Source organism: Dactylosporangium sp. CS-033363, from assembly GCF_050942475.1.
Lineage (GTDB): Bacteria > Actinomycetota > Actinomycetes > Mycobacteriales > Micromonosporaceae > Dactylosporangium.
This window is the reverse complement of record NZ_CP192032.1, coordinates 4,633,371-4,657,637: the sequence shown is the minus strand read 5'-3', so window position 1 is coordinate 4,657,637 and position 24,267 is coordinate 4,633,371. Positions and strand designations below refer to the sequence as shown.

23 protein-coding genes are annotated in these 24,267 nt (G+C 73.3%); 8 read left to right on the top strand and 15 right to left on the bottom strand.

The window, feature by feature from the left end; translation table 11 throughout:
* The first annotated feature begins 59 nt into the window (after positions 1 to 59).
* A complete protein-coding gene (locus ACQPZ4_RS21550; RefSeq protein ID WP_433063976.1) occupies positions 60 to 635 on the top strand; it encodes an HdeD family acid-resistance protein in 576 nt (191 codons plus the stop codon).
* Here the strand turns inward: ACQPZ4_RS21550 and ACQPZ4_RS21545 are convergent, their stop codons facing one another.
* From ACQPZ4_RS21545 to ACQPZ4_RS21525, 5 genes are all read right to left on the bottom strand, one after another.
* Complete coding sequence (locus tag ACQPZ4_RS21545; protein ID WP_433063973.1) at positions 636 to 3,143, bottom strand: hypothetical protein; 2,508 nt, start codon at positions 3,141 to 3,143, stop codon at positions 636 to 638. It abuts the gene before it with no gap.
* Positions 3,144 to 3,229: 86 nt separating this feature from the next.
* Positions 3,230 to 4,651, bottom strand: a complete 1,422-nt coding sequence (locus ACQPZ4_RS21540; RefSeq protein ID WP_433063971.1) for an MFS transporter — start codon at positions 4,649 to 4,651, stop codon at positions 3,230 to 3,232.
* Positions 4,652 to 4,687: 36 nt separating this feature from the next.
* The gene (locus ACQPZ4_RS21535) at positions 4,688 to 5,245 is read right to left on the bottom strand and encodes a TetR family transcriptional regulator (RefSeq protein ID WP_433063968.1); all 558 of its coding nucleotides are present in this window, start codon (positions 5,243 to 5,245) and stop codon (positions 4,688 to 4,690) included.
* A gap of 10 nt (positions 5,246 to 5,255) precedes the next feature.
* The gene (locus ACQPZ4_RS21530) at positions 5,256 to 6,230 is read right to left on the bottom strand and encodes an aldo/keto reductase (RefSeq protein ID WP_433063965.1); all 975 of its coding nucleotides are present in this window, start codon (positions 6,228 to 6,230) and stop codon (positions 5,256 to 5,258) included.
* Positions 6,231 to 6,247: 17 nt separating this feature from the next.
* Positions 6,248 to 7,162, bottom strand: coding sequence for a sigma-70 family RNA polymerase sigma factor (locus ACQPZ4_RS21525; RefSeq protein WP_433063963.1), 915 nt, complete (start codon positions 7,160 to 7,162; stop codon positions 6,248 to 6,250).
* A 71-nt stretch (positions 7,163 to 7,233) separates the two neighbouring features.
* Here ACQPZ4_RS21525 and ACQPZ4_RS21520 point away from each other — a divergent pair, with 71 nt between their 5' ends.
* Positions 7,234 to 7,788: a dihydrofolate reductase family protein gene (locus ACQPZ4_RS21520; RefSeq protein ID WP_433063960.1), complete on the top strand. Its 555-nt coding sequence runs from the start codon at positions 7,234 to 7,236 to the stop codon at positions 7,786 to 7,788.
* Between the two features lie 64 nt (positions 7,789 to 7,852).
* Positions 7,853 to 9,190 (top strand): histidine-type phosphatase, encoded by a 1,338-nt coding sequence (locus ACQPZ4_RS21515; protein WP_433063957.1) that lies wholly within the window; start codon positions 7,853 to 7,855, stop codon positions 9,188 to 9,190.
* Here ACQPZ4_RS21515 and ACQPZ4_RS21510 read toward each other — a convergent pair.
* From ACQPZ4_RS21510 to ACQPZ4_RS21465, 10 genes are all read right to left on the bottom strand, one after another.
* A complete protein-coding gene (locus ACQPZ4_RS21510; protein ID WP_433063954.1) occupies positions 9,167 to 10,333 on the bottom strand; it encodes a CaiB/BaiF CoA transferase family protein in 1,167 nt (388 codons plus the stop codon). The two genes, ACQPZ4_RS21515 and ACQPZ4_RS21510, sit on opposite strands and share 24 nt — an antisense overlap.
* A gap of 12 nt (positions 10,334 to 10,345) precedes the next feature.
* Entirely contained in the window at positions 10,346 to 10,864 is a 519-nt protein-coding gene (locus ACQPZ4_RS21505; protein WP_433063951.1) for a gamma carbonic anhydrase family protein, read from the bottom strand.
* 4 nt (positions 10,865 to 10,868) lie between these two features.
* Entirely contained in the window at positions 10,869 to 12,017 is a 1,149-nt protein-coding gene (locus ACQPZ4_RS21500) for an acyl-CoA dehydrogenase family protein (RefSeq protein ID WP_433063948.1), read from the bottom strand.
* Between the two features lie 4 nt (positions 12,018 to 12,021).
* Complete coding sequence (locus tag ACQPZ4_RS21495; protein ID WP_433063945.1) at positions 12,022 to 12,876, bottom strand: ABC transporter permease; 855 nt, start codon at positions 12,874 to 12,876, stop codon at positions 12,022 to 12,024.
* Positions 12,873 to 13,676 (bottom strand): ABC transporter ATP-binding protein, encoded by an 804-nt coding sequence (locus ACQPZ4_RS21490; RefSeq protein WP_433066600.1) that lies wholly within the window; start codon positions 13,674 to 13,676, stop codon positions 12,873 to 12,875. Before ACQPZ4_RS21490 ends, ACQPZ4_RS21495 begins: the two co-directional genes overlap by 4 nt.
* Before the next feature lie 17 nt (positions 13,677 to 13,693).
* Positions 13,694 to 14,782 (bottom strand): ABC transporter substrate-binding protein, encoded by a 1,089-nt coding sequence (locus ACQPZ4_RS21485; protein WP_433063942.1) that lies wholly within the window; start codon positions 14,780 to 14,782, stop codon positions 13,694 to 13,696.
* A gap of 157 nt (positions 14,783 to 14,939) precedes the next feature.
* Positions 14,940 to 15,938, bottom strand: coding sequence for a LysR family transcriptional regulator (locus tag ACQPZ4_RS21480; RefSeq protein WP_433063940.1), 999 nt, complete (start codon positions 15,936 to 15,938; stop codon positions 14,940 to 14,942).
* Between the two features lie 132 nt (positions 15,939 to 16,070).
* Positions 16,071 to 16,715: a TetR/AcrR family transcriptional regulator gene (locus ACQPZ4_RS21475; protein ID WP_433063937.1), complete on the bottom strand. Its 645-nt coding sequence runs from the start codon at positions 16,713 to 16,715 to the stop codon at positions 16,071 to 16,073.
* Between the two features lie 16 nt (positions 16,716 to 16,731).
* A complete protein-coding gene (locus tag ACQPZ4_RS21470) occupies positions 16,732 to 17,496 on the bottom strand; it encodes an enoyl-CoA hydratase/isomerase family protein (protein ID WP_433063934.1) in 765 nt (254 codons plus the stop codon).
* A complete protein-coding gene (locus ACQPZ4_RS21465) occupies positions 17,493 to 19,037 on the bottom strand; it encodes a class I adenylate-forming enzyme family protein (RefSeq protein WP_433063931.1) in 1,545 nt (514 codons plus the stop codon). Before ACQPZ4_RS21465 ends, ACQPZ4_RS21470 begins: the two co-directional genes overlap by 4 nt.
* 182 nt (positions 19,038 to 19,219) lie before the next feature.
* On the opposite strand from ACQPZ4_RS21465, the gene ACQPZ4_RS21460 reads away from it, so the two are divergent.
* Genes ACQPZ4_RS21460 through ACQPZ4_RS21440 form a run of 5 tightly spaced genes read left to right on the top strand, consistent with a single transcriptional unit; the run spans position 19,220 to position 24,267 of the window.
* The gene (locus ACQPZ4_RS21460) at positions 19,220 to 19,993 is read left to right on the top strand and encodes an SDR family NAD(P)-dependent oxidoreductase (RefSeq protein WP_433063928.1); all 774 of its coding nucleotides are present in this window, start codon (positions 19,220 to 19,222) and stop codon (positions 19,991 to 19,993) included.
* Positions 19,993 to 20,751 (top strand): crotonase/enoyl-CoA hydratase family protein, encoded by a 759-nt coding sequence (locus ACQPZ4_RS21455; protein ID WP_433063925.1) that lies wholly within the window; start codon positions 19,993 to 19,995, stop codon positions 20,749 to 20,751. The genes ACQPZ4_RS21460 and ACQPZ4_RS21455 overlap by 1 nt, the downstream gene beginning before the upstream one ends.
* A 2-nt stretch (positions 20,752 to 20,753) precedes the next feature.
* A complete protein-coding gene (locus tag ACQPZ4_RS21450) occupies positions 20,754 to 21,890 on the top strand; it encodes an acyl-CoA dehydrogenase family protein (RefSeq protein ID WP_433063922.1) in 1,137 nt (378 codons plus the stop codon).
* A complete protein-coding gene (locus ACQPZ4_RS21445; protein WP_433063919.1) occupies positions 21,887 to 23,272 on the top strand; it encodes a 4-hydroxyphenylacetate 3-hydroxylase N-terminal domain-containing protein in 1,386 nt (461 codons plus the stop codon). The genes ACQPZ4_RS21450 and ACQPZ4_RS21445 overlap by 4 nt, the downstream gene beginning before the upstream one ends.
* A complete protein-coding gene (locus ACQPZ4_RS21440) occupies positions 23,269 to 24,267 on the top strand; it encodes an acyl-CoA dehydrogenase family protein (protein ID WP_433063916.1) in 999 nt (332 codons plus the stop codon). Before ACQPZ4_RS21445 ends, ACQPZ4_RS21440 begins: the two co-directional genes overlap by 4 nt.

Below are 24,267 nucleotides of genomic sequence, written 5' to 3'. Positions count from 1 at the left end.
CGCCGGGTTCATGCCGGTCAGGTGAGCGCCGGACCGGGCGGGGGCCGAATCGTGGACACATGGCGACCACGCACTGGTATCGACGTGGCACCCGGTCGTCGGCCCTCTCCGACGAACCGTTCCTGCAGGTGCTGCTGCTCGGCATCGCCACCGTCCTGTTCGGCCTGGCCGTGCTGGCGTGGCCGGGCCAGACCCTGCGCCTGCTCGGCATCGTGGCCGGCGTCTGGCTGATCGTCCTCGCGGTGGTCCGCGCGGTCACCGCCATCCGCTCCGACACCAGTTCCTCCAGGCGCGTCCTGGCGGGGGTGATGGCGGCCGTACTCCTGGCCGCCGGCATCACCTGCCTGCGCAACGCGAACGGCGGCGTGGTGGTGCTGGCGACGCTCCTGGGCCTGGCCTGGCTGCTGAGCGGCTTCGCCCTGCTGCTGATCGCGATGCCGGCCCGCGGGACGGTCCGCGGCTGGCTGTCGGTGCTGGGCTTCGCCTCGGTGCTGATCGGCCTGGCGTTCATGCTGTGGCCCGGCCCGTCCCTGACCACGCTGGTCCTGATCAGCGGCATCGGCGCGGTCCTGGTCGGCGCCGGCGAGGTGGCGTTCGCGCTGCGACTGCGCGCCGTCTCCAGGATCGAGACGTAGCTACTTCGGCGTGGCCGCCGGTGGCGAACCGCCCGGCGGATCGGCGGCCGGCCCCGGCCCGGTGCTGAGCAGCCCGGCGACGGCGGCACCTGCGAGCGCCGTCCCCGCCGTCGTCAGCACCGACACCAGGATCGTCCCGACCGGCGCGGCCAGGGACCGCACGCTGCGCACGTTGCGCACGCGGTCCCACGAGTACCCGGCCGCCCGCGTCAGCCACCGCTCCCACAGCAGCGCAAGCCCGCCCAGCAGCATGACGAGCTGCCCGGCCCGGATGAGCACCGCGATGGCGAGGTCCTTGCCCGACGCAGGGTCCAGCACCGACGACTCGGCCCGCCCGCCCGCGGGCAGGTCGAGGATCGGCAGCACCTCGACCCCGAGCAGTGCCACCCCGAACGCCGCCGCCTTCGCCACCGGGTTGTCCCCGCGCAGCAGCGGATACAGGTAGCCGAACAGCAGCGCGTAGACGAACCAGCGGCCGAGGTGCGCCCCGATCGCCACCAGGTCGGCCACGGTCCGGTACGGCATCAGCTCGGCCGCGTCGACCGGCGCCAGGATCGCGAACAGCTCGTAGCCGGCGAACAGCAGGCCGATCGGCAGCGCATAGCCGAACGCCCGCACCGCGTTGGCCCACGGCGCCCGCCCGCCGCCGGTCGAGAACGCATCGGCCACGGTGATCTCCGATGTCGCCGCCGGCCGCCACGCCGCCTCGTCCAGCTCCAGCTGGGCCCGCTCGTACCGGGCGAGCTGGTCCTCGCCCGCCCCGAGCTTTCCGGGCGCCCGCCGGAACAGCTCGAACGCGGTCACCGCGGCCAGCCGCCGCCGCAGCTCCGCCCCGACGAGTTCGCGATGCCGCTCGGCGCCGACGCTCGCCAGCCCCGCCGCGCGCAGGCGCTCGTCGACAGGCACCAGCCACCGCCAGGCGACGACGAGCCAGAGCACTGCGGCGACATGCAGCGGTCCGAACGGGAACGGATCCGTTGCCGCGATCACGGCCAGGGCGAGCGCGGCCGCCAGCACGCTCCGGGAGCCCAGGGCCCGCCCCCACCGCCCGGCCTTGTGCAGGTGGACGAGCGCGGCGGCGCCCAGCCCCACCGCGACCAACCGGGCCAGCGGCGTGGCGAGCGTCGGCGTGGATGCCTGGTAGAACACCAGGAACGTGGGCAGGTCGGCGAGCGCGAGCAGCACCGGCACCGACGCCAGGCCGCCGAGCAGCACCCCGGCCCGGGCCCAGAGCGGCAGCGGTACCGCCAAAGCGACGCTCCCGGCCGCCGCCAGCCCGGCCAGCGTCAGCCGCAGCGTATTCGGCAGGGCGAGCCACGATCCGCCGGCACCGACGAAAGCGGCGAGCCCGGCGGTCCACAGCACCGCCGCGACCCCCCGCCACCGCCCGACCTCGAACCCGGCAACGGCAGCCGGGAACAGCAGCAACAGCAGCATGGCGGCCGGCCCCGCCCATGCCCCGCTGCCGGCCGGCGTCCCGGTCGCGGCCCTCATCGCGACCGCCCCGGCCCCGAGCGACCCGGCGCCGATCAGCAGCACGGCGGTGCCGCTGCGGGGCGGCTCCGCCGGCTCGGCGTCCCGGCGGCGCGCGGCGAACACCGCGCCCGCGGCGGCGAGCGGCACGGCGAGCCCGACCACGACGTCCAGCTCGATCAGGTCGGAATTCGCCAGCCTGAACATGATCGGGACCGGCAGCGACAGCAGCGCCGTCTCGAGCCAGGCCAGGCCGGCCAGGACAGCCACCGCAACGCCCGCCGCGCGCACGACCTCGGCGAACCGGTCGCGCACGCGCCGGACCCGCGCCACCAGCACCCACCCCGGCACCAGCACGACAATCAGCCACGCCGTCCGGTCGAAGACCGCCCGGAGCCAGCCGGCGACGAAGCCGGACGGGCTCGCCGGGGCGTTCATCGCGTCCGCGCCGGCCTCGTCGTCGGCCAGCGTCAGGTCCACGCCGACCGGGCTGCCGGTGATGGCGGCGAACCGTGCCTGCTGCAGGTTCGGGGCGGGCCGCACGCCGATCAGGACGGCCGGGCCGGTCCGCACGGTGAGCCAGCGGGTGGTGGCCCGGGCCGCCGGGCTCAGCAGGCCGCGGTCACCGAGCGAGACCCAGCGGTGCTCGCGGCCGGTGTACCCGAACCGGAGCTTTCCCGGGCCGGTCGGGCCGGACCGCTCGACCGTGACCGGCAGGTTGACGGGACCGCCGGCCAGGTACCGGCCGAGCGACGGGCCGTCGGGTACGGATTTGAGCAGCGGATCGCCGACGCCCAGCCGAACCTCGTACGCGATCGTCATCTCGGGGTGATCGGCCCGCCCGTCGAGCGCGACCTCCATGGTCACCTCGCGCGGCCGCTGGACCGGGTCGGTCGCCCAGCCAGGGTCCGCGAAGTCCTCGCTCACCTGCGCGTCGCGGTTGCTCGCGGGCGCGACCCTGGTCGCGCTCGCCGCCGCGCCGGCCACGAAGGCGAGCAGCACGACGAGCACGGGCAACGCGTACGGCCGGTTCATTGGGCGAAGTTACGCAGTGTGCCTGCCGGAACACATCGATCGGACGGGCAGAGCGCGGCGCCCCGCGGGCGAACCCGCGTGGGGTGTTACGGGGACGGGCCGGCCCCGCGGGGCAGCAGGATGGCCAGGACGAGGCCGAGCACCGCCACGACGACGAGGACCGAGAGCGACGCGGCGTACGGCCGGCCGCCGGGGTGGGCGGCCGACACGATCACCGAGCCGGCCAGGGCGGTGCCGAGCGAGGAGCCGAGGTTGGACACCGCGCGGGACAGGCCCGAGATGTCGCTCTGGTCGCGGTCCGGGAACGAGGACTGCACCAGGTTCACCGACGCGGTGAGCATGGTGCCGAGGCCCAGGCCGCCGAGCAGCAGGCCGGGTACGGTCCCCAGGAAGCCGGACGGGGCGAGGAAGAGCAGCAGTACCATGCCGGCCAGGGTCAGCACGAAGCCGCCGACGACCAGGGTGCGCTGGGTGCGGTTGCGGGCCAGGCGGCCGGCGACCGCCGAGGCGACCAGGATGCCGGCCGTGGCCGGGGTGAGCACCAGGCCGGTGCGGATGGCGTCGTAGCCCAGGGCGTCCTGCAGGTACACCGCGACGACGAAGAACATGCCCTGCATGACGAGCCACTGCACCGCCTGCGTGCCCAGGCCCAGGTTCGCCGCCCGGTCGCCGAACAGGCGCAGGTGCAGCAGCGGCTCCCGGCCCTTGCGCTCGGTGCGGCGCAGGTGCAGGACGAACGCGGCCAGGGTCAGCGCGCCCAGGGCGAGCACCGGCCAGACGGGGGAGACGCCGCCCGCGGGGATGACGACGTGCCCGGCGACGGTGAAGTCGGTCCGGGCCGCGCCCCAGCCGTAGGTCGAGGTCTGCAGCACGCCCAGGACCACGAGCAGCAGCCCGGCGGCGGACAGCAGCGCCCCGGCCACGTCGAAGCGCGGCGCCGGGCCCGGGCGCGGCGGGTCGGGCAGGCGGCGGATCAGCACGATGATCCAGCCGATGACGAGCACCTGCAGCAGGAAGGACGCCCGCCAGCTGAGCAGGCTGGTGATCACGCCGCCGATGAGCGGGCCGGTGGCCGCGCCGAGGGCGCCGGCGCCGCTGACGACGCCGAACCACTTCGCCCGGGTGGCGACGTCGGGGAACACGACCGTGATGAGGATGTAGATCGGCGGGATCATCAGCGCCGAGCCGACGCCCTCCAGCAGCGCGTTGCCGACGATCATCACGCCGAGGCCGGGTGCGAGCGCGGCCAGCAGGGCGCCGAGGCCGTACAGCACGAGCCCCGCCACCAGGCACCGCTTGCGCCCCCACACGTCGGTGAGCTTGCTGCCCGGGATCATCAGCGCCGCCATGGTCAGCGTGAACAGCGTGATGGTCGCCTGGATCCCGAAGACGGAGGTGTGCAGGTCGCGGGCCATCGGGGCGATGGCGACGTTCATCGCCGTGCCCGCGTAGCTGCAGATGAACTGGGCCAGGGCGAGGGGCGCGACCATCGCCCGGGCGCTGCGCACGGGGCCGATCCTCCCCGGCCCGGGAGGGAGCCCGGATCACACCGGCCGGGTGAGCGCGGCGAGGAGCAGCGTGCACACGTCGTCCAGCAGGGAGTCGCGGTCCGGACGGCGCCACTCCCCCGCGTGGGCCGGGTGGTGGAAGGACGACGTGGCCTCGAAGACCGTGCGCGCCGTCGCCGCCGGGTCCGGGACCTCGAACCCGGCGATGATGCCCGTCAGGAGCGCCAGCAGCGCCTCGACGTGCTCGGCCGCGGCCGCGCTGTGCTCCTCGACCAGGGCCTTGTACGTGGCGAACAGCTCGGGGTCCTCGACCGCCGCCCGGCGTTTCTCGGTGAACAGCGCCACCAGCCAGGCCCGCAGCCGCTCGGGCGGGGGCAGCGAGTCGTCGGCGGCCGCGGTCAGGGCTCCGAAGCCGCGGGCCAGCCAGCGGCGGGCCACCGCCTCTCGGAGGGCGGCCTTCGACGGGAAGTGCCGGTACACCGCCGCATGGCTGACGCCCAGCGCCCGCGCCACGTCCACCACCGTCGCCTTGGCGGGGCCGTAGCGGCGCAGCACGTCCTCGGTGGCGACCATGATGGTCTCGGCGTCCAGCACGCGAGCGACCCTAGCGCTCGCTGTCGAGCAGGGCCATCAGCGGTGCCGCGTACCGGGTGCCGGCCACGGCGTCGGCGGGGATCGCGGCCTCGATCTCGGCGAGGTCGGCGGCCGTGAGGGTCAGCTCCGCGGCCGCCACGGCGTCGGCGATGCGGGACGGGCGGCTGGCGCCGACGAGCGGGACGACGAACGGTTCCTGGGCCAGGACCCAGGCCACGGCCAGCTGGGCGATGGTCGCGCCGAGGCGCTCGGCGATCGGGCGCAGCCGCTCCACCAGGGCCAGGTTCACCGGCAGGTTCTCGGCGTTGAAGCGGGGCAGGTGGCCGACCTCGCCGCCGCCGGTGTAGGCGCCGGTGAGCAGGCCGTGGGCCAGGACGCCGTACGCCGTCACGCCGATGCCGAGCTCGCGGCAGGTGCCGAGGATCGAGCGCTCGATGCCGCGGGTGACGATCGCGTACTCGAGCTGGACGTCGGCGATCGGGTGCACGGCGTGCGCGCGGCGGATGGTGTCCGCGCCGACCTCGGACAGGCCGATGTGGCGGACCCAGCCCGCCTGCACCATCTCGGCGATCGCGCCGACGGTCTCCTCGATGGGTACCGCCGGATCGAGGCGCGACGGCCGGTAGATGTCGATGTAGTCGGTGCCGAGCCGCTGCAGCGTGTACGCGAGGGCGCTCTTGAGGTACGCCGGACGCGCGTCGATGCCGACGAACCGGCCGGCGGGATCGCGCAGGCCGCCGAACTTGTCGCTGATGACCACGCGCTCGCGGTCGCCGGTGCGCAGGGCCCGGCGCAGGAGCCACTCGTTGTGGCCGTTGCCGTAGAAGTCGGCGGTGTCGATGAGCGTGATGCCCGCGTCGACGGCCGCGCGGATCGTGGCCACGCCGGTGTCGTCGTCCGGCTTGGCGGACGAGGACATGGGGCCACAGCCGAGCCCGATCGGGGACACGAGCGGGCCTGCTGCACCGAGTTGTCGAGGATCCATGGGGCGAGAGTAACAGATTACAAATTTTGTAACCCGAACAAGTCGAACAGCCGCGGGTCGACGAACGTGACGCAGGCTCGGATCTGCCCGCGGTACACCGTGAAGGCCTGAATCGAGTGCGGACGAAGGCCTGGTGCGTAGGCGGCGAGGGCCGGGGCGCCGTTGCAGGAGATCGGGACCGCCCGCCAGCCGGGCCCGCGCATGGCGAACACGCGGGCCATGAACTCGCCGAAGTGGGCCCGCCCGGCCAGCCACAGGTTCACCGGCGGCATCTCCAGGACCACGTCGTCGGCGAGCAGGCGGGTCAGGCCCGGCACGTCCGCCGCCTCGAACGCCTTCAGGTAGCGGTCGATCACCGCGCGCTCGTCCGGGTCGACCGGCTCGCGCAGGTCGTCGAGGGCCGGCGCGGCCTGGCGCAGCGTGGCCCGGGCCCGCTGCAGGCTGCTGTTGACCGACGCCACGCTGCTGTCGAGGATCTCGGCGACCTCGGCCGCGGACAGCTGCAGCACCTCGCGCAGCACCAGCGCGGCCCGCTGCCGGGCCGGGAGCACCTGCAGCGCGGCGACCAGGGCCAGCCGCAGTCCCGCGCGCTGGTCGGCGGCGTCGGCCGGGTCGCCGAGGCGGGCGTCGGGGAACGGCTGCAGCCACGGCACGTCGAGGCTCGGCGTCAGCGGCGCGTGCGGGTCGTCGCCGGCCGGTCCCAGCCCGCTCGGCAGCGGCCGCCGGGCCCGGCCCTCGAGGGCCGTGAGACACGCGTTGGTGGCGATGCGGTGCAGCCAGGTGCGCTCCGAGGCGCGCTGCGGGTCGTAGCGGTCGGCGGCCCGCCACGCTCGCAGCAGCGTCTCCTGCACCAGGTCCTCGGCCTCCTCGAAGGAGCCGAGCATCCGGTAGCAGTGGGCCAGGAGATCACCGCGGTACGCCTCGAACTGCATTCCCCGACAGTACGGCGATGAGTTCCGCGACCGGCGCCGGTATGTGCTGGCAACGAGAAGGGAGCCCCAACATGGGCGACATCATGGTGATCCAGTTCGCGACCCTCGACGGCGTGGTCTCCGACCCGGACGGGCGCGGCGGGACGAGCTACGGCGGCTGGGCGTTCCGGTACGGCTCGGGCCCGGTGGCCGACGACAAGTTCCGGCTCGGCGAGCGGATGGAGCAGGGCGTGCAGCTGTACGGCCGGCGGACCTGGGAGGCGTTCTCGAAGGTCTGGCCGGGGCGCGACAGCGAGTACGCGAAGCTCATGAACCGGGTGCCCAAGCGCGTCGCCACGAGCACCGGCATCGACGCCGAGGCCTGGGAGAACTCGGCGGCGATCGACGGCGACCCGGTGTCCTGGGCCGTGCGCGAGCGCGAGGTGCGGGACGTGGTGGTCATCGGCAGCCTCAGCCTGGTGCGCGCGCTGGCGGCGGCGGACGCGGTCGACGAGTACCGGCTGATCACCTTCCCGGTCGCGGTGGGCGAGGGCGACCGGCTGTTCCAGCAGGGGGAGTTCCGGTTCACGCAGGTGGAGCAGGTCGATGCGGCCGTCTACACCGTGCTGCGCCGGGCCAGCGAGTGATGTTCACCGTTGTTCCACCCCGGCCACGCTTGGCGTTCCGGGCGGATTGACAGAGTGACGGGCCATGACGCGTACCGCTCGAGCCGGCGCCGCGCTGGCCCTCACCCTGCTCGTCCTGGTCGCCCCCGCGACCTCCGGCGCCGCCCAGGCGCACGGGGCCGGCTCCGACCGGCCCAACTACACGACGAAGACGCCGTACGAGCCGCAGGAACGCCTGCGCGACTACCAGGCGGTGCCCCGCGGCTTCGCGCCGGTGTTCACCGAGACGGTGGGCCGGCACGGGTCGCGGGCCATGTCCGACAGCGACGACGGCGACGCGGTCCTGGCCGTGCTCCAGCGGGCGCAGGGCCAGGGCGGGCTGACCCGGCTCGGCGCCGACCTCGGCCCGCAGGTGCAGACCCTGCTCGCGTCCGGCGCCGCGATCGGCTACGGCAACCTGGCCGAGCGCGGCAAGCGGGAGCAGCGGGACATCGCGCTGCGGCTGGAGCAGCGGCTGCCGCGCCTCTTCGCCGACATCGACGCGCACCAGCGCCCGATCGAGGTGCAGACCTCCGGGGTCACCCGCGCGGTGGACAGCGCCACCGCGTTCACCCAGGGCCTCGTCGCCGGCGACCCGCGCCTCGCCGGGCGGATCCAGGCGCCGGTGACGAACAAGGATCTGCTGTACTTCCACAAGCAGCCCCAGAACGCCGACTACCAGGAGTACGCCGACAACGACCCGGCCCTGCTGGCCACGCTGGAGCGCATCGCCGGCCAGCCCCGCACCGCCCAGGTCGCCCGGCACGTCGACGCCCGCCTGTTCACCCCGGCGTTCCTGGCCACGCTGAGCACCGAGGAGCAGGTCGCGTTCGCCCGCTCGGTCTTCGAGCTCGCCAGCGTCGCGCCCGCGTTCTACCAGGACCTCGGCCGGTTCCTGCCGGACGGGGACGCGGCGTGGCTCGCGTACCTCGACGACGCCGAGGAGTTCTACCAGAGCGGGCCGGCCTTCGCCGGGCGCGACATCACGTACAAGATGGCCCAGCCCTTGCTCGACGACCTGTTCGCGCAGGTCGAGGCGAAGGCGAACGGCACCAGCGACAAGGGTGCGGTGCTGCGCTTCACCCACGCCGAGGAGGTCGAGCCGCTCGCGGTCCTGCTGCGGCTCCCCGGCAGCACGAAGGCGCAGCCGTTGCCGCAGCCCTACACGTACCAGAACAACCCGTGGCGCGGCGCGTCCGTCGCCCCGATGGCGGCGAACATCCAGTGGGACCTGTACTCCAACGGCCACACCCACGGCAACACGTACCTTGTCCGCATGTTCTACAACGAGCGGGAGACCGCGTTCCCGCCCAACTGCCGCCCGATCGCCAAGGGCAGCGCCTTCTACCAGCTCACCGAGCTACGGCGCTGCTTCGGTCGGTAGCAGCGCCCGGACCTCGGCGTCGTGGGCGCCGAGGTCCGGCCCGCTCCACCGGATCCGCCCCGGGGTCGCCGACAGCCGCGGCGCGACGTTCTGCATCGGAATCCGGCCGAGGTCCGGGTCGGGCACGGCCACGATGCTCTCGCGGGCCTGGAAGTGCGGGTCGGCGAGCATGTCCCGGGCCGTGTACACCCGCCCGGCCGGCACCCCGTGCTCCTCCAGGATCGCCAGCAGGTCGCCCGACTGGTGCCTGCTCGTCCACTGCGCGATGAGGTCGTCGAGCTCCCGCTGGCGCTCGCCGCGGGCCACGTGGGTGCCGTACTCGGCCGACGTCCCCAGCTCCGCCCGGCCCATCGCGACGGCGAGCCGGCGGAACACCGTGTCCTGGTTGGCCGCCACGAGCACGAAGTCGCCGTCCGCGGTCGGGTACACATTGGACGGTGCCACTCCGGGCAGCACCGCCCCGGACCGCTCGCGGGTCACCCCGGCGAGGGCGTAGTCGGGCACCAGGGCCTCGGTCATGGCGAGCACCGACTCGAGGATGGACACGTCGACGACCTGCCCGGCCCCGGTGCGCTCGCGGGCCAGCAGGGCCAGGGTCGTGCCGTAGGCGGCGTGCATGCCGGCGAGCATGTCCCCGATGGACAGTCCGGTGCGGCTGGGCGGGCGGTCCGGGTCGCCGACCAGATGCCGCAGGCCGCCCATGGCCTCGCCGATCGAGCCGTACCCGGCCCGCGAGGCGTACGGCCCCGTCTGGCCGAAGCCGCTCACCCGCACCAGGATCAGCCGCGGGTTGACCGCCGACAGCTCGTCCCAGCCGAGGCCGAGCCGCTCCAGCGTGCCGGGCCGGAAGTTCTCCACGAGCACGTCGGCCTCGGCGACCAGCGCGCGCAGGAACGCCCGGCCCGCGTCGGACTTGAGGTCGGCGGTGACGCTGCGCTTGCCGCGGGCGATGACGCTCCACGACAGCGACTTGCCGTCCTTGCTGTGTCCCCAGTGGCGCATCGGGTCGCCCTCGCCGGGCTGCTCCACTTTGATGACGTCGGCCCCAAAATCGGCGAGGAGCTGGCCGCAGAACGGCCCGGCGATGAGCTGGCCGAGCTCGATGACGCGGATGCCGTCCAGCGCCGGCAACTGCTGCTGCATCGGTACCGCCTTTCAGCCGATCCGCCGGAGCGAGTCGCGGTAGAGCCGGGCCGTCTCGACGTACCGCGTGGCGTTGAGCCGCAGCAGCTCCGGGTCGTAGGCCTCGTCCCGGATCTTCGCCGGCACGCCGAGGGCCATGGTGCGGGGCGGCACCACGAACCGCGGCGGCACCAGCGCGGCCGCGCCGACGAGGGCGCCCGAGCCGACGACGGCCCCGGACAGCACGACGGCCTGCGAGCCGATCAGGGCGCCGTCCTCGATGGCGCAGCCCTCCAGGTGGGCCAGGTGCCCGACGACGCAGCGCGCGCCGACCGTCGTCGGGTGCAGGTCGTTCGCGTGTACGACCGAGCCGTCCTGGATGTTGGTGCCCTCCCCGACGACGATGTCGTTGCTGTCCCCGCGCAGCACGGCGCCGGGCCAGACGGAGGCGTCCGCTTTGAGGTGAACCCGGCCGATCACGACGGCGTCGGGGTGGACGTAGGCGGACGGGTCGATGGACGGGACAAAGGAACCAAGGGCGTAGATCGGCATTCGTTCACAGCTCCAGCGACTTGCTGATGATGGTCTTCAGGACCTCGCTGGTTCCACCGTAGATGCGGGTGACCCGGGCGTCGGCGTACATGCGGGCAATCGGGAACTCCGTCACGTAACCGTAGCCGCCGTGCAGCTGCAGGCAGCGGTCGACGACCCGGCCCTGCATCTCGGTGCAGAACAGCTTCGTCTTGGCCGCGTCGGCCGGGGTGAGCTCGCCGTCGAGGTGCGCCCGCACGGCCGCGTCGAGCAGTGCCTGCCCCGCCTCGAGTTCGGCGGCCATCGCGGCGAGCTCGAACTTGGTGTTCTGGAACTGCGCGAGCGGGCGGCCGAAGACGGTGCGCTCCCGGACGTACCGGATGGTCTGCTCGTGGGCGGTGACGGCCTGCGCGACGGACCCGACGGCGATCGCGAGCCGCTCCTGGGCCAGGTTGTGGGTGAGCTTGGCGAAACCGGTGCCCTCCGCGCCCAGCAGGTTGCCGGCGGGCACGCGCACGTCGTCGAAGGCGAGCTCGACGGTGTCCTGAGTGGACAGTCCGATCTTGTGCAGCCGCCGGCCGACGGTGAAGCCCGGCGTGCCCTTCTCCACGACGAGCAGCGACAGCCCGGCCCGGCGGTCGTCGGGGTCGCGGCCGGTGCGGACCACGACGACCACGAGGTCGGCCAGCTCGCCGCCGGTGATGAAGGTCTTGGCCCCGTTGACGACGTAGTGCTCGCCGTCGCGCACCGCGCTGGTGCTGATCCCGGCCAGGTCGGAGCCGACACCGGGCTCGCTCATGGCGATCGCGGTGTAGAGCTCGCCGGAGGCCAGGCCGGGGAACCAGCGGGCGCGCTGGTCGTCGTCGGCGAACGCGAGGAAATACGGCAGGACGATGTCCAGGTGGGTGCGCAGCCCGCCCAGCGTCACGACGGCCCGGGCGGTCTCCTCCTGGATGACGACGTTGTACCGGTAGTCGTCGGACCCGCCGCCCCCGTGCTCGGCGGGCAGGGCGAAGCCCATGATGCCGACGGAACCGAGGGTGCGGAACAGGTCGCGGGGCACGATCCCGGCCTCGCGCCACCCTTCGTAATTGGGGACGACTTCACGTTCCAGAACCGTGCGGACCAGCTGGCGGAACTGCTCGTGGTCGGGCGCGAACAACGTGCGGCGCATCGGCTCAGACGCTCTCTTCCGCCATCGGCCGGCGCTGCTCGTCGTGGTCCTCCCAGAAGATGACCTTGCGGTTGAGCAGGCCGAGCAGCGCGTGCACGGCCAGGCCGATCGCGGCCATCACGATCAGCAGCGCGAACACCGCGTCCACGTGCAGCTGGGCGTTGGCCGTGAGCAGCATGTACCCGAGCCCCTCCGAGGAGCTGATGAACTCGCCGGTGATCGCGCCGAGCAGGCTGAACACGGCGGCGACCCGCAGCGCGGCGAAGATGAACGGCAGCGCGACCTTGACCCGCAGCTTCCAGAACGTCTGCCACTCCGAGGCCTGCAGCATCCGCATGAGGTCGCGCTGCTCGCGGGTGGACGACTTCAGCCCGACGATGACGTTGACGAACACGGGGAAGAACGCGAGCACGGTCGCCAGGGCCATCTTGGGGGCCATGCCGAAGCCGAACCAGGTGATGAGCATCGGCGCGATGGCGATCTTGGGGAAGTTCTGGAAGGCGATGATGTACGGCGAGAAGCCCCGCTCCAGCACCGGTATGCGGGCCAGCACGGCGGCGACGATGATCGCGGCGACCGAGCCGAGCACGAAGCCGACCCCGAACTCGACCACGGTCACCCAGAGGTTCTGGTAGAGCTCGGCGCTGCTGACCATCAGCCACAGCTCGTCGAGCACGTCGAGCGGGTGCGGCAGGATCAGCGACTCGACCTCGAACACGTCGACCGCGAGCAGCCAGGCGCCGAGCGCGACGAGCGCGATGAGCGGGGTGACGATCAGCGTGGGGTGGCGGCGCACGATCGAGCGGGGCGGCCGCTTGGCCGGCGGGGCCACGGCGGGGGGTGCGGCGGTGACGGTCATCCCACGGCTCCTCTGGCGTGCAGGTACCCACGGATGTGGTTGGTCAGGCGGGCCGCCTCGGGCGACTCCATGACGTCGAAGGTGCGCGGCCGGGGCAGGTCGATCGGGACCCGGTCGAGGATCTGCCCGGGCCGCCCGGACAGCACGACCACGACGTCGCTGAGGAACACCGCCTCGGCGATCGAGTGGGTCACGAACAGCGTGGTGGCGCCGGTCTCCGACCAGATCCGCAGCAGCTCGGCGTTCATGGTCTCGCGGGTCAGGGCGTCCAGCGCGCCGAACGGCTCGTCCATGAGCAGCAGGCTGGGCCGGCTCATCAGCGCCCGCACGAGGGCGGCGCGCTGCTGCATGCCGCCGGACAGCTCGCGCGGGTAGCGGTGCTGGAAGCCGTCCAGCCCGACCAGCTCCAGCAGGTCCGCGGCGCGCTGGCGGGCCGCCGGCGTGCGGTCCCGGGCCACGTCCGCGGGCAGCATGACGTTCTTGAAGATGGTCAGCCAGGGCAGCAGTACCGGCTGCTGGAAGACCATCCCGAAGTCGCGGCGGGGACCCTCGACCGGCGTGCCCGCCACCTTGGTCGAGCCGCCGCTACTGGTCTCCAGCCCGGCGACGATGCGCAGCAGGGTGGACTTGCCGCAGCCGCTCGGCCCGACCAGGGAGACGAACGAACCCTGCCGGACCTCCAGGTCGATGTCGGTCAGCGCGACCACGTCACCGGCATTGGTGCGGAAGGTCTTGGACACCCCGCGGACCTCGACCCCGGGCGCCGCGCCGACGGCCGCGCCCGGTCCGCTTGCTTGCATGGTCACGCCGACCTCCATCAGCTTGGCACCTTCACGGCGCGCACGGCCGTCTTGTCGAACTTGTTGATGTCGGGGATGAGCGAGCCGTCGTAGACCGCGCCGACCTCGACCGGCTTCTTGAGCTGCCCGTTGTCGGTGAGGTACTTGATGATGTAGGTCAGCTGGTCGCTGGTGATCGAGCCGTACTCGCCGTTGGCCGCCGCCTTGACGTTGACCAGCCGGGCCTTGACCTGCTCGACGCCGGTGGCCACGGCGGCCGCCTCGTCGCCGGCCGGCTTGGCGTCCGGGAACTTCTTGTAGTGCAGCTTGACCGCTTCCTCGGGGTTGGCCTGCATCCACTCGGTCGCCTTGGCCACGCCGCGGGCCCACGCGGTCAGCGCCGCCTTCTTGTTGGTCATCACGTTCTTCGTCGTGGCGGCGACCACGCCGATGACGAGCTTGTCGGCCACGGCGGTGTCGAGCACCTTGAGCTTCGCGCCGGCCTGCTGGTAGGTCACGATCGAGGTGTCGGTGTCGGCGATCGCCTGGACCTGGCCGCTCTTGACCGCGTTGGCGGCCTGGGCGCCGGTGCCGATCGCCACGAACTTGAGGCTGTTCGGGTCGACGCCGGCGTCGGCCGCGCCGGCCTTGGTGAACGTGACCGCGCCGCTGGCCAGGGTCGGCACGCCGATGTTCTTGCCCTTGAGGTCGGCCAGGCTGTTGACGCCGTTGCCCTCAGGGGCGGCGATCGTGACGATGCCGCGCTGGCTCAGCGAGTAGGGGATCACGAACGGCTGGCCCTCGGAGACCGGGGGGATGACCGCCTCGCCGGAGACCACCGCGACGTCGACCTTGTCGCCCACCATCGCCTGCAGGGCCGTGGCGGTGCCCTCGATGCGGGTGATCTCGACCTTGAGGTGGTCCTCGGCCCAGAAGCCGAGCACGTCGGGGAGCGAGGTGTACATGGCGGCGCCGGGCGAGAGCACCGCACCGGCGAACCCCAGCCGGATCGTCATCGTCTCGCCGGCGGCTCCGGGGGCGGCGGAGCCGTCGTCGTCATCGCCGCACGCGGCGAGGGGTAAAAGCGCCAGGGCGGCCAGCGCCGCGAGCGCCGTGCGCCTTTTCATTGTCGAGACCACCGAATTCCTCCAAGGGGCGAAAACAATTCCCGGGAATGCGCTCGCAATCATCGTCACGGGCGCCGGTAACGGTGGTCAACATTCGATTCGGTGAAGCGCATACCTACTTCCACTGCATCCATAGCGCGGAAGTATCGGTCGCTTTCTAGGCCGCCGCCGATCGGGCCGCGCGGGCGTCGCGGATGCGGGCGTCGACCGCGGCGCCGGCGGCCACCAGGCCCAGTCCGCGGTCCTGCTCCTCCTGCAGCGCGGCGACCCAGCGGCGGGCGTCGGCGTGGATCACGTCGCTGAGCGCGGAGACGCCGACCGAGCGGTCGCCGGGCCGGCGCAGCAGCCGCAGCCGGCGCACCTGGGCCGGGGCGATCTCCTGCACCACGGCCCCGCGGGCCTGGGCCTCGATGGCCAGCCGCAGGGTCAGGAACGTCGAGCCGACGCCGGCCAGCACGAGCGGGATGGTGGAGGCGGTGCGGGCGACCTCGACGACGACGTCGGCGGCGACCCCGCGGGCGGCCATCGCCCGCTCGACGTCGGTCCAGGCCTGGCCGCGCCGGTCACCGGCGATCATCGGCACGCCGGCGAGGTGCTCCAGCGGCACCGGGCCCGCCGCGCGGGGCGTGCCGGGCGGCGCCACGAGCACCACGTGCTGCTCGCTGACCAGCAGCTGCTCGAGCTCGTCGCAGACGATGGAGCCGGCGGTCAGGCCGAGGTCGCAGTCGCCGGAGCGGACCAGCTCGGCCACGCCGTCGTCGCTCTCGCTCTCCTCGACCCGCACGACCGTGTCGGGGTACTTGCGGCGGAAGCGGCCGAGCCAGGGCGCGAGCGGGTCGGCCACGAGCCCGGCCCCGGCCGCGATCGAGACCTGCCCGGCGTGCAGCTCGCGGACCCGGGTGACGGCCGCCTGGGCGCGTTCGAGGGAGCGCACGACCTGGCGGGCCGGGCCGACGAGGGCCTGCCCGGCCGGGGAGAGCACCAGCCCGCGCCCGACGCGCAGGAACAGGTCGGTGCGCAGCTGCCGCTCCAGGCTGCGGATCGCCTGGGACAGCGAGGGCTGGGACAGGTGCAGGGCCTTCGCGGCGCGGGTGACGCCACCGTGGTCGTGGACGGCCAGGAAGTACTCGAGCTGACGGACCTCGATGCTGCTCATCCCGCACCTCACGCATCATCGCCGGGTGTTGATGCGGGCGAGTGTTCCAGAATCGAGTCTGGTTTTCAACGGTTGTGTTAAATCCGTGTTGCGGGCATCGTGGCTGGTCAGGAGCAGTGATGACGATCGTGGTTACGGAGCGGGAAGAACCGGTTCTGCCGGCGGGAGATCCAGCAGCCGGCACGCGAGGGCGATCTCGAAGCGGGCCTCGTCGGCCGAGAGCAGGCCCGCGATCCAGTTGCGGGTGGCCGAGCCGAAGCAGCCGGCCACCACCCGCAGCACCATCCAGGCCTCGTAGCCGGGGGCCCCGTCGTGACCGTGCGCGATCACGCACAGCAGCCGCAGGTGCATCCGCTGGACCTCGTCGTGCGTCTCGCGGTAGTCCGGGTTGGTGCCGACGAGCACCCGGGCCAGGGCCGAGGTGATGTGCGGCTGGCGCTGCTGGGCGGCGAACTCGCGCAGCAGGTACTCGCCGACCCGCTGCCCGGGGGTCGTCCCGTCCAGGTCGATGTCGCCGCGCTGGACCCGGGCGAGGGCCCGCTCGAAGCGCGCCCGGGCCATGGCCAGCAGCAGGTGGTCCTTGGACGGGAAGTACCGGTAGACGGTCGCGAGGGAGACCCGCGCGTCCTCGGCGACCCGCTTCATCTGCAGGGCGTCCTCCCCGCCGGTGGTCAGCAGGGCCGAGGCGGTCGCGAGCACGCGGTCGCGCCGGTCGTACTGCGCCGGGGTCCGCGGCTGCGCCGGAGCCGCGACCGCACGCACTGCGGGAGCCTTCACATCGAACATCGTGGCATCATCGCCCCTCGAACCGCGCGGCCCGCCGCTCCCGGAAGGCCGCGATCCCCTCCTGCGCGTCGGCCGACAGCCGGTTCACCGACTGGGCCATGGTCTCCGCGGCCAGGGACTCCTCGACGCCGCGGGCGAACGAGTCGCGCAGCAGCTGCTTGGTGAGCCGGATCGCGACCGGCGGCCCCGCGGCCAGCCGCGCGGCCAGGGCGGCCACGTGCCCGGGCAGCTCGTCCGGCTCGACGACGTCCTCCAGCAGGCCGAGCTCGCGGGCCCGGGCGGCGTCGAAGATCTCCGGCAGCAGCGTCAGCCGGGTGGCCACCCGCAGCCCGACCAGCCGGGGCAGCAGCCACGAGGTGGCGAAGTCCGGCGACAGGCCGCGGGCCAGGAACATCGTGCCGAACCTCGCGCGGCTGCTGGCCACCACGAAGTCGCACGCGAGGGCCAGTCCGAAGCCGGCCCCGGCGGCCAGCCCGTCGACCTGCGCGATCGTCGGCTGCGGCATGGCCACGAGGGCCTGACACGTCCGGGCGACCGCGGCGAGCTGGGCCGTCGGGTGCGGGGCGCGGTCGCCGCCGTCGAGGTCGCCGCCGCTGCAGAACGCGCCGCCGGTACCGGTGACGACCACCGCCCGGGCATCGCTCGCGGCGGCGTCGCGCAGGGCCGCGCCGAGCTCGTCCCAGGCCCCGTAGGTCATCGCATTGCGCCGCTGCGGCCGGTCGATGGTCACCGTGAGCACGTCGCCGGCCCGCTCCACGCGAATGTCACTCACGCCGCCACCTGCTGCACGACGGCCGTCCGCAGCGTCTTGCCGGCCGCGTTCTTCGGCAGCTCGTCGATCACCACGATGCGGGCGGGCGTCTTGTAGCCGGCCAGGCGCGACCGGCAGTACGCCCGCAGCACCTCGGGGTCGGGGGCCTGGCCGGGCGCGGCGACCACCGCGGCCACCACGATCTGGCCCCAGCGCTCGTCCGGCAGCCCCACCACCGCCGCCTCGGCCACCTCGGCGTGCTCGACGAGGACGTTCTCGATCTCGGCCGGGAAGATGTTCTCGCCGCCCCGCAGGATCATGTCGTCCTTGCGCCCGGCCAGGTAGAGGTAGCCCTCGGCGTCCCGCCAGGCCATGTCCCCGCTGCGGATCCAGCCGTCGACGACCTTGGTCGCGGTCAGGTCGGGCCGCCCCACGTAGCCGCTCATCACCGTGTCGCTGCGGGTGTGGATCTCGCCGACCGTGCCCACCCCGACCTCGGCCCCGTCGGCGTCGCAGAGCCGCAGGTCGACGCCGAACATCGGCCGGCCGATCGAGCCGAGCAGGTGCGGGCGGCCGTCGAGCGCGGCGCGGTGGTCGGCCGGGCGCAGGATGGTCTGCCCGCCGCCCTCGGTGCCGGCCCCGAAGGTGTTGTACAGGTCGCAGCCGAACGTCTCGATCAGCCGCCGGACCAGCTCCGGCGGCATCGCCGAGCCGCCGTAGGCGATGCTGCGCAACTGCGGGACCGGTCCGGCGCCGGGGTGGTCCAGCAGCGCCACGGCCATGCTGGGCACGAGCAGGCAGCGGGTCACCGTCCCGGCGCGCAGGCAGCCGAGCACGGCGCCGGCCTCGAACTGCGGCAGCAGCATGAGCGCGGCGCCGCGGGAGATCGCGTAGTACAGCCAGCCCATTCCGGCCACGTGGAACAGCGGGGTGCCGGCATACAGGCACTCCCCCGGCTGAAAGCCCTGCTCCAGCACGCCCTTGGCGGTGTTCGCCTTGAGCATCCGCTGGGTCTGCGCGACGACTCTGGGAGTCCCTGTTGTACCGCTGGTCAGCATCCACAGCAGCACGTCGTCGTCCTCGGTGGCGGCGGCCAGGCTCTCCGGTCCGGAGGCGCCGAACTCCTCGACGGTGGCGATCCCGGGCAGCGGCCGGTCCAGCGTCAGCACCAGCCGCAGCCCCGGCGCGGCCGCGCGCAGCTGGTCGAGCAGGTGGGCGTACCGCGCCTCGATGACCAGCACCGCCGGGTCGGCCACGGCCGTGAGGGAAGCCAGCTCGGGCCCGGCGAGGCGGAAGTTCAGCGGCACGCCGACCGTGCCGGCCTTGAGCGAGGCGAACAGGGTCACCGCGTAGCCGACCCCGTCGGTGCCGAGGATCGCGACCCGCTCCCCCTTGCCCACCCCGGCCGCGAGCAGCGCCGCCGCCAGCCGCGACGCCCGCGCCTCCAGGCCGGCGAACGTCAGCGCGACGCCGTCGGGGGTCCGCAGCGCCGGATTGTCCGGGTACGCGTGCGCGCCGATGGTGGGCCAGTCGCCCGGCCCGACCGAGGACAACGATCTCACTGCCGCACTCCCGACTTCGGCACCATTTACCGAAACCGACGTTAGCCGCCCGGAAATGGGTGTCAAGGAAGCGGTCGATAGGCGTCCCCTATCAATTCGGCGGGCACGGGTATTGGACATATCCGGGGTCAGCCGCAATGGTCGAGTGGTCGATCGTGAAATGGGCGGCAGGAGAACGCATCGTGAATCTGGACAAGGCCACAGTGGTGGTGACCGGCGGGGCCTCCGGCCTCGGCCTGGCCACCGCGCGCCGGCTCGTCGCCGAGGGCGCGACCGTGGTGATGGTCGACCTGCCCACCGCCGCCGAGCTGGGCACGACCGAGGCGAAGGCGCTCGGCCCGGCCGCGACGTTCGTCGCCGCGGACATCACCTCCACCGAGGAGATGGCGGCGGCCGTGGACGTCGCCCGGCAGCGCGGCCCGGTGCGCGGGCTGGTGCACTGCGCCGGGCGGGGCAGCGACCGGCTGCGCATCCTGGACAAGCAGGGGGTGCCCGCCCCGATCGAGGGCTTCGCCGAGGTGGTGCGGGTCAACCTGGTCGGCACCTACAACGTGCTGCGCCTGGTCGCCGCCGCGATCGCCGAGTCCGAGCCGGTCGACGGCGAGCGGGGCGCGTGCGTGCTGACCGCGTCCGTGGCCGCGTTCGAGGGCCAGATCGGGCAGGCGTCGTACACCGCGGCCAAGGCGGGCGTGCACGGCATCACCATCACCACCGCCCGGGACCTGGCCGGCCGGGGCATCCGGGTCAACACCATCGCCCCCGGCGTGTTCGACACCCCGATGCTCGGGCGGCTGCGCGACGACCTGCGGGCCGGGCTCGCGGCCAGCGTCCCGCACCCGCGGCGGCTGGGGCAGCCCGACGAGTACGCGGCGCTGGCCGTACACATGCTCTCCAACGGGTACCTCAACGGCGAGACGATCCGCCTCGACGGCGCGATCCGCATGGCGCCGCGCTGATGGACGTCCTCCTCGAGCGCCAGGGGCACGTCGCGGTCGTCACGGTGAACCGGCCGCACCGGCGCAACGCGATCAACCGGGCCACCGCCGACACCATCGCCGAGACGTTCGCCGGGCTCGAGGCCGATCCGGAGGTACGGGCGGCCGTGCTCACCGGCGCCGAGGGCACCTTCAGCGCCGGCATGGACCTGCGCGACTTCCCGGAGCAGGGCCGCCCGAGCGTGCCCGGCCGCGGGTTCGCCGGGTTCGTGCAGTCCCCGCCCCGGATGCCGCTCGTGGCCGCGGTGGAGGGCTGGGCGCTCGGCGGCGGCTTCGAGATGGTGCTCGCCTGCGACCTGGTGGTGGCGGCCGAGGACGCCCGGTTCGGGCTGCCCGAGGTCACCCGGGGCCTGACCGCCCGCGGCGGCGGCGCGTTCCGCCTCCCGCGCCGGCTCCCCTACGCCCTCGCGATGGAGCTGGTGCTGACCGGCGCGCCGCTGGACGCTCCACGCGCGGCCGGGCACGGGCTGGTCAACCGGATCACCCCGCCCGGCGGCGCGCTCAAGGCCGCGATCGAGCTGGCTCAGACCGTCGCCGCGAACGCGCCACTCGCCGTCGCGGCCAGCGTGCAGGTGGTGCGGCGCAGCGCCGACTGGCCCGACGAGGAGTCGTTCGCCCGCCAGGACGAGTGGTTCGACCCGGTCTTCGCCTCCGCCGACGCCACCGAGGGGGCCCGGGCGTTCGCCGAGCGCCGGGCCGCCGTGTGGGCCGGGCGGTGAGCATGGATTTTCCTGAGCGTATCCACGCCTTCGCCGCCGCCGAGGGGCTGGCCCGCCGCGATCCCGAGGCGGACCCCTCCGCGTCCGGTGGGCTCGAGAATTCGATGGCCTTCCAGCAGCGGCTCTTCGACGCCGGGCTGGCCTGGTTCGACGGGCCGGTCGCGCTCGGCGGCGCGGGCCTCGACCCCGCCACGGCGGACGCGCTGCGCGGGGTGCTGTACGAGTACGAGCTGCCCGACCAGAGCTACTTCACCGTCAGCCGGCGCATCGTCGCCCCGACCATCCTGGCCCACGGCACCCCGGAGCAGCAGCAGCGCTGGATGCGCGCCCTGTGGCGCGGCGACGCCCTCGCCTGCCAGCTGTTCTCCGAGCCCGAGGCCGGCTCCGACCTCGCCTCGCTGCGCTGCACCGCGGTCCGCGACGGCGACGAGTGGGTCGTCAACGGCCAGAAGGTCTGGTCCTCGTGGGCCCACCTCAGCGACGTCGGCGAGCTGCTCGCGCGCACCGGGGCGCCGGCCGACCGGCACCGGGCCATCACGGCCTTTCTCGTCGAAATGGACCGGCCCGGCATCACCGTCCGCCCGATCCGCCAGATCAACGGCGACAGCCACTTCAACGAGGTGTTCTTCGACGACGTCCGGATCCCCGACAGCGCTCGGCTGGGCGCCGTCGACAAGGGCTGGACGGTGGCGATGTCCACGCTCACCAGCGAGCGCACCGCCATGGGCAGCCGCGACAAGACCTACCTCAGCCGGCCGTACCGGCGGCTCCGTGCTCTTGTCCCGGAACCGGGCGACGCCGAGCGCGAACTGCTGGCCGAGGCCTGGATCCGGGAGCAGCTCGCCGGGGTGACGGCCGACCGGGTCGCCACCGGCGGGGTGTCGCCGTCCATCGGCAAGCTGGCCCTCGTCGACGACCTGGGCTTCTACGGCCGCGCGGCCGCCCGGCTGCTCGGCCCCGATTTGGTCGCGGACGCCGGCGCGCCCGGCTTCGGCACCTGGTCGGACTTCCTGCTCAGCTCCCCCGCCCAGCGCATCGCCGGCGGCACCGACCAGATCCAGCGCGGCATCGTCGCGGAACGGGTCCTGGGCCTGCCCCGGGAACGTCACGAATCACCGAAGGGACCGCAGCAGCCATGATGACCGGGGAACAGTACCGGCAGAGCCTCCGCGACGGCCGCCAGGTCTACATCGCGGGCCGGCGCATCGAGGACGTCACCGAGGAGCCGCTGCTGCGGCAGAGCATCGCGATGACCGCCGCCAACTACGACGAGTTCTACCGGCCGGGCGACGACGCGTTCGGCCCGCTGTTCTTCATCCCGCACAGCGTCGAGGACCTCAAGTACCAGGAGGTCGAGCAGCTCAAGTGGGCCAACCCGACCCGCACCACGTCGGTCAGCCTGCTCATGCTCATGACCGCGGCCAGCCGCATCCGCGCCGACCTGCCCGACTACGCCGACCGCGTGATGGCCTACTTCGAGCACGCCAAGAAGGCCGACCTGCGCTGCGTGCAGACCATCACCGACGCCAAGGGCAACCGGGCGCTGTCGCCGATGAAGCAGGACGACCCCGACCTGTACGTGCGGGTCGTCAGCCGCGACTCCGGCGGCGTGACCATCCGCGGCGCGAAGCTGCACATCACCGGCGCCCCGATCGACCACGACCTCATCGTGATGCCGACCAAGCGGATGAAGCCGGGCGAGGAGGACTGGTCGATCGCCTGCGCGGTCCCGGTCAACGCGCCCGGCGTGAAGATCATCGCGACCACCTACGCGCCCCGCCCCGACCTGCCGGCCGACTACTTCCCCTACAGCGCCCGGCGCAACATGGCCGAGGGGTTCGTCATCTTCGACGACGTCTACGTGCCCAACGACCGCGTCTTCCTCGACGGCGAGGTCGAGCACTCGGCCACCTTCGCCCACTCGCTGGGGCTGTGGGAGCGCATCGGCAGCGTCGCGCACTACGTCGAGATGGCCGACACGCTGGTCGGCATGGCCCAGCTCATCGCCGAGGCCAACGGGCTGCAGCGGGTGCCGCACATCCGGCAGAAGATCGCCGAGCTCATCAACTACGCCACGATGGTGCGGGCCGGACTTGAGGCCGCGGTCAACAACGCCGGCTTCACCCCCGAGGGCTGGGCGTCGCCGGACGAGCTGATGACGAACGCGGCCAAGTACTTCGCCGCCGCCAACTACGCCGAGATGGTGCGCAACCTGCACGACATCGCGGGCGGCAGCGTGCTCACCGCGCCGATGCTCGACGACCTCAAGAACCCCGAGACCGGCGACTTCGTGGCCAAGTACATGCGCACCATGCCGGGCGTGGACGCCGAGCACCGGATGCGGCTGTTCCACGGCATCCGCGACTTCACCGCCGACACCTTCGGCGGCTGGCAGAGCGTCACGATCCTGCAGGGCGGCGGCGGCCTGCACGCGCAGCGGCTCATCGTCGAGAAGCACTACGACATGCACCACGCGAAGGGGCTGGCCCGCAAGATCTGCGGGATCGAGGAACCGGCATGACGGTCGCCGCCGAGCTGGGCTCCGCGCTGCGGGAGTTCCTGGCCGCCCACGCCAAGCCCGTCGAGGGCGCCGACCCGCTGTGGCCGCGCCTGCGCGACGAGCTGGGCCTGGACGGGCTGCTCGTCCCGGAGGCGCACGGCGGCCTCGGCCTCGGCACCGCCGAGCTGATCGCGGTCGCGTCCGAGCTCGGCCGGGCGGTCGTCGGCGGCCCGTTCATCCCGTCCGCGGTGACGGCGGCCACGGTACTGTCCACACTCGACCTCCCGCCCGCCACCGCGACGACCCTCGCGCACGTGCCGTTCCGCCCATCCACAGTGGACGGCGACGACCGGATCACGGGGGTGGTCGGGCCGATCCTGGCCGCGGACGGCCCCCTGCTCGTCCCGGTCGGCGACCGCCTGCTGCTGGTTACGGACGGTTTCACGCTTTCCCGGCTGCCCTCACTCGATCTCAGCCGGCCCGCGTTCCGGGTCGAGTTCCAGGCAACCCCCGCGGTTGTACTGGCTGAGGGGCCCCAGGTCGCCGCCGCGGTCCGCCGGGCCGAGGTCGCCACCTGGATCGCGCTCGGCGCCGAGTGCGTCGGGGTCGCCGGGCACGCCCTCGAGCTCACCGTCGAGCACGCCAAGACCCGCCACCAGTTCGGCCGGCCGATCGGGGCGTTCCAGGCGATGCAGCACAAGCTCGCCGACCTCGCGGTGACCCTGGAGGTGGCCCGCTCGGCGGCCGAATTCGCGGTGCGCGGCGCCGGCGCCGACGCCGGTGGCGGTGCCGGTGGCGGTGCCGGCCTTGAACGCGCCGCGCACGCCCTGGCGGTCAAGGCGTCCGAGGCCGCCGTGACCATCACCACCGAGGCGATCCAGCTGCACGGCGGGATCGGCTTCACCTGGGAGTACCCCGCGCACGTCCTGCTGCGCCGCGCGCACGCCGCCGCGGTGCTCGCCGGGACCCCGGACCAGCACCGGCGCGCCCTGTTCGCGCTGGTCGACGAGGAGTGA